The sequence below is a fragment of the Leptotrichia sp. oral taxon 879 str. F0557 genome (genome assembly GCF_000469385.1).
Taxonomy (GTDB): Bacteria; Fusobacteriota; Fusobacteriia; order Fusobacteriales; family Leptotrichiaceae; genus Leptotrichia; species Leptotrichia mesophila.
Genome location: NZ_KI271329.1, coordinates 41,644 through 49,667 on the forward strand (window position 1 = coordinate 41,644; position 8,024 = coordinate 49,667).

Consider the following 8,024-nt stretch of genomic DNA (forward strand, 5'->3'; position numbering starts at 1 on the left):
AAAAAATTATTTTGAAACATTTTTTAGCATATTTAAAATTTCTGGATTTTCGTTATCAAATTCTAAAAAGTCCTTCGCATATTTTTCTGCCATCTTATAATTTTTAGTACCATAATAACGGATTGCTAATCGGTATATTGAATAAGCATTACCAACTAATGCCATTTGTTTGTGCTCTCTAAGTTCTTTAAGTTTCTCGTGCGTAAAACCAGCATCTGTTAGTTGCTTTTCATATTTGTCTACTATGTTCTTTTTTTCGTTTTTCTCTTTAGCGGTCAAATTTAATGATTTTAAAGAATCTTCGTCACTGTATAATAAAAACAGTGAGTACACGCCTGTGTCGTTATCTCCTAATTCAATTGCCTTTAAATAATACTTCTCTGCCTCTTTTTGATTACCTAATATATCATAATCAGTTCCTATTTCCTCATAAGCGTAAGCATCATTTGGATATTTTTTAACATATTCTTTTAGTAATGCAATTAGATTTTTCTTATCATTCTTTTCAGATAAAGCAATATATTTATTTTTAAATTCAGTTTTTTCTTTTGAATACATATTCATAAGGCTTCCATCTACTGCAAAATATTGGTTATTTACATTTGTCTTATAATTTGAAGTGCTCGCAGTTTTTTTCTGGCTCTTTGCACCCAAAATGCTTAAACTTGCTACCAAAAATAATCCGATTAAAATTTTTTTCATAATTTCTCACCATTTCTTTTTATTTTAGTTCAGCTAATAGAAGTATGAGTCTATTTTCTTATTTTTTTAATTGCTATTTTACAAGAACAGGGGAATGGTTTTATTCCCCTATTTTTTTTATTTGATTTTTTAGATTGTATTTCAAATTATGCTTCTGTAGTTTCTTCGGTAACTTCTTCTACCACTTCTTCAATAATTTCCTCATTTGTAGGAACTTCTACTTCTGCTCCTTCAACAACATTTTCAATTCCACCATTTCCTTCAATTGCAGCATTTGCAATAACTTGTGCAAATAATTTTACTGATCTTATTGCATCATCATTTGCTGGGATTTTGTAAGTTACTAAATCAGGATCTACATTTGTATCGATTAATGCGATTACAGGGATTCCTAATTTTTTAGCTTCTTCTAATGCTAAGAATTCTTTTTTGATATCAACTACGAACAATGCTGCTGGTAAAGTGTTCATATCTTTAATTCCACCAATATTTTTAGAAAGTTTTGCCATTTCTTTTCTTAGTAATCCAGCTTCTTTTTTAGTGTATGCTTCGTCTAAAGTTCCGTCTGCATCCATTTCTTCAAGTTCTTTTAATCTTTTCACTCTTTTTTTGATTGTTTCCAAGTTAGTTAAAAGTCCACCTAGCCATCTATGGTTTACATAGAATCCTCCAGCTCTTTCAGCTTCTTCCTTAACTGCTTCCTGAGCTTGTTTTTTAGTTCCTACGAATAATACTTTTCCACCTTCTTCAGAGATTTGTCTTACAAATTCGTAAGCTGCTTCAGTTGCTCCTAAAGTTTGGTGTAAATCCAAAATGTGGATTCCGTTTCTTTCTGTAAAAATGTAAGGTTTCATTTTAGGGTTCCATCTTTTTGCCTGATGTCCAAAATGTGCTCCTACTTCTAATAATTGTTTCATTGTAATTACTGCCATTACGTTTTTCCTCCTAATTTTTTTGGTTTTTCTCCCACTTTTCTTTAAAAGACAGATTGTAATTTCTATTTTTTATTTTAATCAATTTCTTAATTTTTGCAAATAAAAAACTTTTAAAAAATAAACTATAAAATTGCAACACCCTATCTCTAAACAGTACAAAGTGTGATTAATCGTTGTATTTTAACATTTTTTTATAACTTTTGTCAATACTTTAAAAATTTTCTATCATTTTTACTTGATCATCCAGCAAGACTGTTCTCATTTTTTCGTTTCTTTCCTGTTTTAATTCACGATATTTTGAAATAAATGTATCTTTTGCCAGTCTTTGCTCTTTTAATTTTTCAACTTCACGTTTAAAATCTCTTTCATATTTCAATATACGTGATTTCTGCTCATTTGATAAATTCATACTGTCAATAAAGTTTTTAACTTTATCATTTTTTTCGATAAATGATGACTTTTGCGAATTTATATAAGAATTATAGGCTTCAAACTGTTCATTTGTCAGAACTTTTGCAATAGCTCTATATCTTTCCTGCTCGATTTTACCAAGCTTTTCCTTTTTCCCATCAAATTGTACAAGAGTTTTTTCTATACTTTCAGCTTTTTTCTGATATTCATCAAATATTTTTGATAATTTTTTCTGCTGGCTATTTGTTGCATTCGTTACCCTAAATATATCATCTTTAGAAATTTTTATAGTATAAACTTTTTGATAATAGTCCTCATAGGAATACGAAAAGACGCTTATTCCCATTACCAATGCAAATAAAAGTGCTACTTTTTTTACTTTATTCATTCTCATCCTTTCATTAATTCATAATTCAATTTTTAAATTTTTTAGATATCTTCTAGTTATTTGAATTATTGTAGTTTGGCGCTTCCTTTGTAATAATAACATCGTGTGGATGGCTTTCCTTCAGTCCTGCTCCTGTTATTTTTACAAATTTTCCATTTTCTTTTAATTCCTTAATTGTACCAGTTCCACAATATCCCATTCCAGAACGAAGTCCACCACAAATTTGGTAAACTGTATCCTTTAACGCACCTTTATATGGAACCATTGATTCAATTCCTTCTGGAACTAATTTCTCTGTTGCTGCTTCAAGCTGAAAATATCTGTCGCTGCTTCCTCTCTTCATAGCCGCAAGTGAACCCATCCCTGCATAAGTCTTAAATTTTCTTCCATTATACAAAATTTCTTCTCCTGGCGCTTCATCAGTTCCTGCAAGCATTCCTCCTAGCATAACACAGTCCGCTCCAGCCGCAATAGCTTTTACAACATCTCCAGATAATTTTATTCCACCATCGGCAATAAGTCCGATTCCTTTATCCTTACAAACTTCCGCAATATTCATTACAGCCGAAATTTGTGGTACTCCAACTCCTGAAACAACTCTAGTTGTACAGATTGAACCTGGTCCAACTCCTACTTTCACTGCATTTACTCCTGCTTCTATCAAGTCAAGCGCTGCCTCTGGAGTTACGATATTTCCTCCAATTATGTCTAAATCAGGGAAAGCCTCTCTAATTTCCTTTATTTTATTAATAACTCCTTTTGAATGTCCGTGTGCCGAATCAACAGCAATAATATCAACTCCAGCTTCTACTAGAGCTGCAACTCTTCTTACTGTATCAGTTCCAACTCCAACTCCTGCTCCCACTCTAAGTCTACCATGTTCATCTTTTGCAGCATTAGGATAATTTATAACATTGTCAATATCTTTAATTGTAATTAAACCTTTTAATTTAGTACCTTCAACTATTGGTAATTTTTCTATTCTATTTTCCAGAAGAATAGATTTTGCACCTTCAAGAGTTGTTCCAACAGGTGCAGTTACCAAGTTATCTTTTGTCATAATATCTACAACTTTTAATGATAAATCTTCTCTATATTTCAAGTCACGATTAGTAATAATTCCCTTTAAATTACCGTCGTTATCAACTACAGGAAGTCCTGAAACTTTATAATTTTTCATTAAGTCATTTGCATCTTTTAAAATAGCGTCTTCCTTTAATGTAATCGGATTTGTAATCATACCGCTTTCGTATCTTTTTACTTTTGATACCTCTTCAGCCTGTCTTTCAATTGTCATATTTTTATGAATAAATCCAATTCCACCTTCTCTTGCAAGTGCAATTGCAAGTTTTGATTCTGTAACAGTGTCCATTGCGGCACTTAGTATTGGTATATTTAGTACCAATTTTTTAGTTAAATTCGTTTTTAATGATACTTCATGCGGTACCACATCCGATGCTTGTGGAATTAATAGTACATCATCAAAAGTTAATCCTTCAGAAATTACAATTTTGTCTTTTTGACTCATTTTAAATATCCTCCTTATTCTATTTTTTTATTTTTTATCCTGCAAATTTAGTAAATTAAGAGAAATTTTATAAAAACTCTTTTTATATAATATTTCTTTTTTAAATTATATTATTTTAGCACGAAATAAACCGTAATTTCAATACTTTTTTCAAAAGTTTTTTTATGTCATACTAAATTCTAAACATTTATAGGAGTTTCTAAAAGCACTTGTCCACCATCCACAACTATTGTCTGTCCTGTAATAAATCCAGCTTCACGGCTTGCTAAGAAAACCGCTGTATACCCTATATCTTCCGGTTTTCCCAAAGTATACAACGGTATTATTTCTCTTATATATTTTGTATAATTTTTAGAATTTTCCATGTTTAAAAGTCCATCACTTAATATATTTCCTGGCTGAATTGCGTTTACTGTAATTCCATATTTTGCATATTCTAATGCTGCACTACGCATAAATCCAAGTTGAGCGGATTTGCTCGCTCCGTAATGTGCCCATCCTGAAAGTCCTGTAATAGGTCCTGTAATTGAAGAAGTCAGTATTACTCGTCCATAACTTTGTTTTTTCATATATTTTAATGTTGCTTGTGTTACAAAAAAACTCCCTTTCATATTTACATTCTGTACCTTATCCCATTCTTCTTCCGTTATATTTTCAATATTTGTTCTAGGAAAAATACCTGCATTTGAACAAAGTATACTAAGTTTTCCATATTCTTCGTAAATACTTTGAATTGTATAATCTACCAAATCTTTATTTGTAACATCAAAATGACGAAATTCAACTTCTATCTCATTTGCAACTTCTTTCCCTCTTTTTTTGTCAATATCTCCTATAATCACTTTTGCTCTTGCCTGTTTCAAAGCCTTTGCAATTCCTTTTCCAATACCTTTTGCTCCACCTGTAACAAGAGCAACTTCCCCAGCTAAATCAAACATTTAAATCACGCCTTTCATTTTATATTTTAAATCTCGTTAGTTGCTCTACAAGTTGTAAATTGTCCCTTTTTCTTTAGCTATCTCTTCAATTTTTTATATCATTTTCACTTACAGCATCTTTAATATAGTCATTTTACCAATATTTTTAGTTACCGAAGTATTATTTTTCGATGTATTTACCTTTGTCGAAAATCCATAAATACTGCTTAAAATAAAACTAATCAATAAAAACTTTTTCATTTTTTTACTCCTTCTCAACTCAGTTCCAAAATTTTCTCCTGTGCAATTTTCCCCATATAAAGTTTATTACCTTTTTCAGCCACTTCTTTATATAACTCTTTTGCTTTTTCAAAATTTCCAATTTCTTCATATGTTTTAGCTAAATTGAACTTTATCTCTATTTGGTATAATTTTCTTTTCCCTTTCAATAGCTTTTCCAATTCAATAATTTTCTGTTGCGGATTATTTTCATAATCCAACATAATCCCTATCACAAGTTTTTCTCCACTTTTCCTAAAATTTTCATCAAATATTTTTCTTGCTTCCTCTTTTTCTCCCATAAAATATTTATATTCCATTAAATTTCTATAGTAACAATATTTTATTATTGGCAACGTTAATCTAGTTATTTTTATTTCATTTAAATACTTTAACGCTTTTTCTTTCTCGTTTAGCAACCAATAACAAACTGATAAATTAATTCTGTTAAAATCTTTCATAATATTAATTTTAAAAATTTTATACGTTTTTTCTACTATTAAAATATATTTTTCAGGATCTAATTTAACAAATAAATAATGAATTCCTATCAAAAATATTATTGAATACGGAAACAAATATATCATTATTATTACTGACAATATCCATAATAAAAAATATACAAAATAAGACATTCTCAAAAATATGTCCATGCTTAATTTATAAATTAATATAAAAATTATTTCATACAGATAAGTTTTTAATGCCGCCTTTCGCATTTCTTACTCTCCTTCAGCATTCAATCTTACAATCTCTACAATTACATCAGTTGCTAGAATCATACTCTCAAGTGCCACAAATTCATATTTCCCATGGAAATTTTCTCCGCCTGCAAAAATATTTGGTGTTGGAAGTCCCATGAATGAGATTTTTGAGCCGTCTGTTCCTCCACGGATTGGCTTGATTATTGGTTTTATTTCAAGGTTTTCCATTGCTTTTTTGGCTATTTCTACGATTTCCATGTGATCTTTTATAATTTCTCCCATATTGTAGTATTGGTCTTTTATTTCAACTGTTACTAATTCCTTTTTATATTTTTCATTAATTTTTTTGGCAACATTTTCAGTAAATTTCTTTTTTTCTTCAAACTTCTGTCTGTCGTGGTCTCTTAAAATATATGATAATTCAGCATCCTCACAATTCGCACAGATTTTTTCAAGAAAATAAAACCCTTCGTATCCTTCTGTTTTTTCAGGCACTTCATCTGCTGGGAAACTGTTTATAATTTCTGCAGCTATTAAACTTGCATTTATCATTTTTCCTTTGGCTGTTCCCGGATGAACACTTTTACCTTTTATTTTAAATACAGCCCCAGCTGCATTAAAACTTTCGTATTCAAGTTCTCCCACTGGTCCGCCATCCATTGTATAAGCAAAATCCGCTCCAAATTCATCTACATTAAAGTTGTCTGCTCCACGCCCAATTTCCTCATCAGGCCCAAACGCTATTTTTACTGTCCCATGCTTAATTTCTGGATGGTTAATCAAATATTTCATAGCCTCAATAATTTCCACAACTCCAGCCTTGTCGTCAGCCCCTAAAAGAGTTGTTCCATCAGTAGTAATTACAGTTTTTCCCACATATTCCTTTAAATTTGGAAATTCATCGGCAGATAGAACAATATTTTGTTCCTTATTCAAAATAATATCTTTCCCATCATAGTTTTCCGCAATCTGTGGATTTACATTAACTGCATTAAAATCAGCAGTATCCATATGTGCAATAAATCCAATAGTTTTTACATCTTTATCAACATTACTTTTCAAAGTTGCATTAACAAAACAATTTTCATTCACATACACATCTTCCATCCCAATTTCTTCCAGCTCTTTTACAAGCATTTTAGCAAATTCAAGCTGTGCTGGTGTTGATGGAATACTCTCACTTTTCTCATCCGATCTAGTTTCAATCTTTACATATTTCAAAAATCTATCCTTTAATGTTTCATATTTGTTCAAATCCATTTATTTTCCCTACTTTCTCCATATTTTATAATTATAACCTATTTTACAATTTTTTACAGTTTTTTTCAATGCTAATCAAATAATTTATAAATAATTTTATAAAAAATATAAACTATATAGATATAGAACAATATTTTTATTAATACTATTTCCTATTTAAAGATTAAAAATCAAAAAAAGTTATGAAATCAAAGTCATTTTTTCTATTATACAACCTATGTAACTATAAAATATCCTTTAGTTAAATTTAATCATTAAGTATCTATCTTAAAGATTTTTGTAATTTTATTTATAAATATTATGATTAATAAATGTTTTTTCTTATTTCATTTATATGTTTTTTTAACGTAAGGGCATCAGACGCCATGCCCTCTTTCGCAATAACAGTTATTTTAACATCTTTAACTGACTGCTACTTAGAGATACTGGCGAAACGTTCTACGAACTACCCCGCTTACGCAAAACTTTCTTATAAAGAAAAAATAGAACTCGCTTCGTAAAACTACGCTCACTTTCACAAACAAGAGTTATTTTAACATAAATAAGTTTTATCATTATAAAAATTATGGCGAAAGAAATACCTTCGTATTTAGTTATTTTTACTTTAACGAAATTTTGCTTATTTAATATTTTCTAAATACAAAAGCCTAGAATTTAAATATAATAATCTATATAATTTAGTATAGAATGTCGTGATTTTTTTGGAACGAAAACGACTAAACACATTTATGTATTTCTTTCGCCAGAACCTTCATAGTAAATATATTTTATAGAGCTGCTCTAATCTTTATTTGCGAAAGTGAGTGTTAGCGAGTTTCGTTTTCGTAGTAATTTAGGTTTATCCAAATAATAAATGTTTAGGCTAATTTCCCAAATAAAATTTGGGAATATTTCAAAAAA

Annotated in this window: 8 protein-coding genes; all 8 read right to left on the bottom strand. The window is 29.7% G+C overall.

The window, feature by feature from the left end; translation table 11 throughout:
- Positions 1 to 6: 6 nt before the first annotated feature.
- Positions 7 to 702 (bottom strand): lipopolysaccharide assembly protein LapB, encoded by a 696-nt coding sequence (locus tag HMPREF1552_RS06085; RefSeq protein ID WP_021744242.1) that lies wholly within the window; start codon positions 700 to 702, stop codon positions 7 to 9.
- 146 nt (positions 703 to 848) lie between these two features.
- Complete coding sequence (rpsB, locus tag HMPREF1552_RS06090; protein ID WP_021744243.1) at positions 849 to 1,634, bottom strand: 30S ribosomal protein S2; 786 nt, start codon at positions 1,632 to 1,634, stop codon at positions 849 to 851.
- 214 nt (positions 1,635 to 1,848) lie between these two features.
- Positions 1,849 to 2,436 carry a hypothetical protein gene (locus HMPREF1552_RS06095; RefSeq protein WP_039901303.1) on the bottom strand — a complete coding sequence of 196 codons (588 nt, stop codon included), beginning with the start codon at positions 2,434 to 2,436 and terminating at the stop codon, positions 1,849 to 1,851.
- A gap of 52 nt (positions 2,437 to 2,488) precedes the next feature.
- The gene (gene guaB, locus HMPREF1552_RS06100; RefSeq protein WP_021744246.1) at positions 2,489 to 3,964 is read right to left on the bottom strand and encodes an IMP dehydrogenase; all 1,476 of its coding nucleotides are present in this window, start codon (positions 3,962 to 3,964) and stop codon (positions 2,489 to 2,491) included.
- A 179-nt stretch (positions 3,965 to 4,143) separates the two neighbouring features.
- A complete protein-coding gene (locus HMPREF1552_RS06105) occupies positions 4,144 to 4,902 on the bottom strand; it encodes an SDR family NAD(P)-dependent oxidoreductase (protein WP_021744247.1) in 759 nt (252 codons plus the stop codon).
- A gap of 108 nt (positions 4,903 to 5,010) precedes the next feature.
- Positions 5,011 to 5,142, bottom strand: coding sequence for a hypothetical protein (locus HMPREF1552_RS12905; RefSeq protein WP_021744248.1), 132 nt, complete (start codon positions 5,140 to 5,142; stop codon positions 5,011 to 5,013).
- A 14-nt stretch (positions 5,143 to 5,156) separates the two neighbouring features.
- On the bottom strand, positions 5,157 to 5,879 hold the full coding sequence (locus HMPREF1552_RS06110) for a tetratricopeptide repeat protein (protein WP_021744249.1): 723 nt from the start codon (positions 5,877 to 5,879) through the stop codon (positions 5,157 to 5,159).
- Positions 5,880 to 5,882: 3 nt separating this feature from the next.
- Positions 5,883 to 7,124 carry a peptidase T gene (gene pepT, locus HMPREF1552_RS06115; protein WP_021744250.1) on the bottom strand — a complete coding sequence of 414 codons (1,242 nt, stop codon included), beginning with the start codon at positions 7,122 to 7,124 and terminating at the stop codon, positions 5,883 to 5,885.
- Positions 7,125 to 8,024: the final 900 nt, after the last annotated feature.

Excerpts from the sequence above, each read along its gene's own strand:
- HMPREF1552_RS06085 (WP_021744242.1), bottom strand. The coding sequence starts at position 702 with ATGAAAAAAATTTTAATCGGATTATTTTTGGTAGCAAGTTTAAGCATT.
- rpsB (WP_021744243.1), bottom strand. The coding sequence starts at position 1,634 with ATGGCAGTAATTACAATGAAACAATTATTAGAAGTAGGAGCACATTTT.
- HMPREF1552_RS06095 (WP_039901303.1), bottom strand. The coding sequence starts at position 2,436 with ATGAATAAAGTAAAAAAAGTAGCACTTTTATTTGCATTGGTAATGGGA.
- guaB (WP_021744246.1), bottom strand. The coding sequence starts at position 3,964 with ATGAGTCAAAAAGACAAAATTGTAATTTCTGAAGGATTAACTTTTGAT.
- HMPREF1552_RS06105 (WP_021744247.1), bottom strand. The coding sequence starts at position 4,902 with ATGTTTGATTTAGCTGGGGAAGTTGCTCTTGTTACAGGTGGAGCAAAA.
- HMPREF1552_RS12905 (WP_021744248.1), bottom strand. The coding sequence starts at position 5,142 with ATGAAAAAGTTTTTATTGATTAGTTTTATTTTAAGCAGTATTTATGGA.
- HMPREF1552_RS06110 (WP_021744249.1), bottom strand. The coding sequence starts at position 5,879 with ATGCGAAAGGCGGCATTAAAAACTTATCTGTATGAAATAATTTTTATA.
- pepT (WP_021744250.1), bottom strand. The coding sequence starts at position 7,124 with ATGGATTTGAACAAATATGAAACATTAAAGGATAGATTTTTGAAATAT.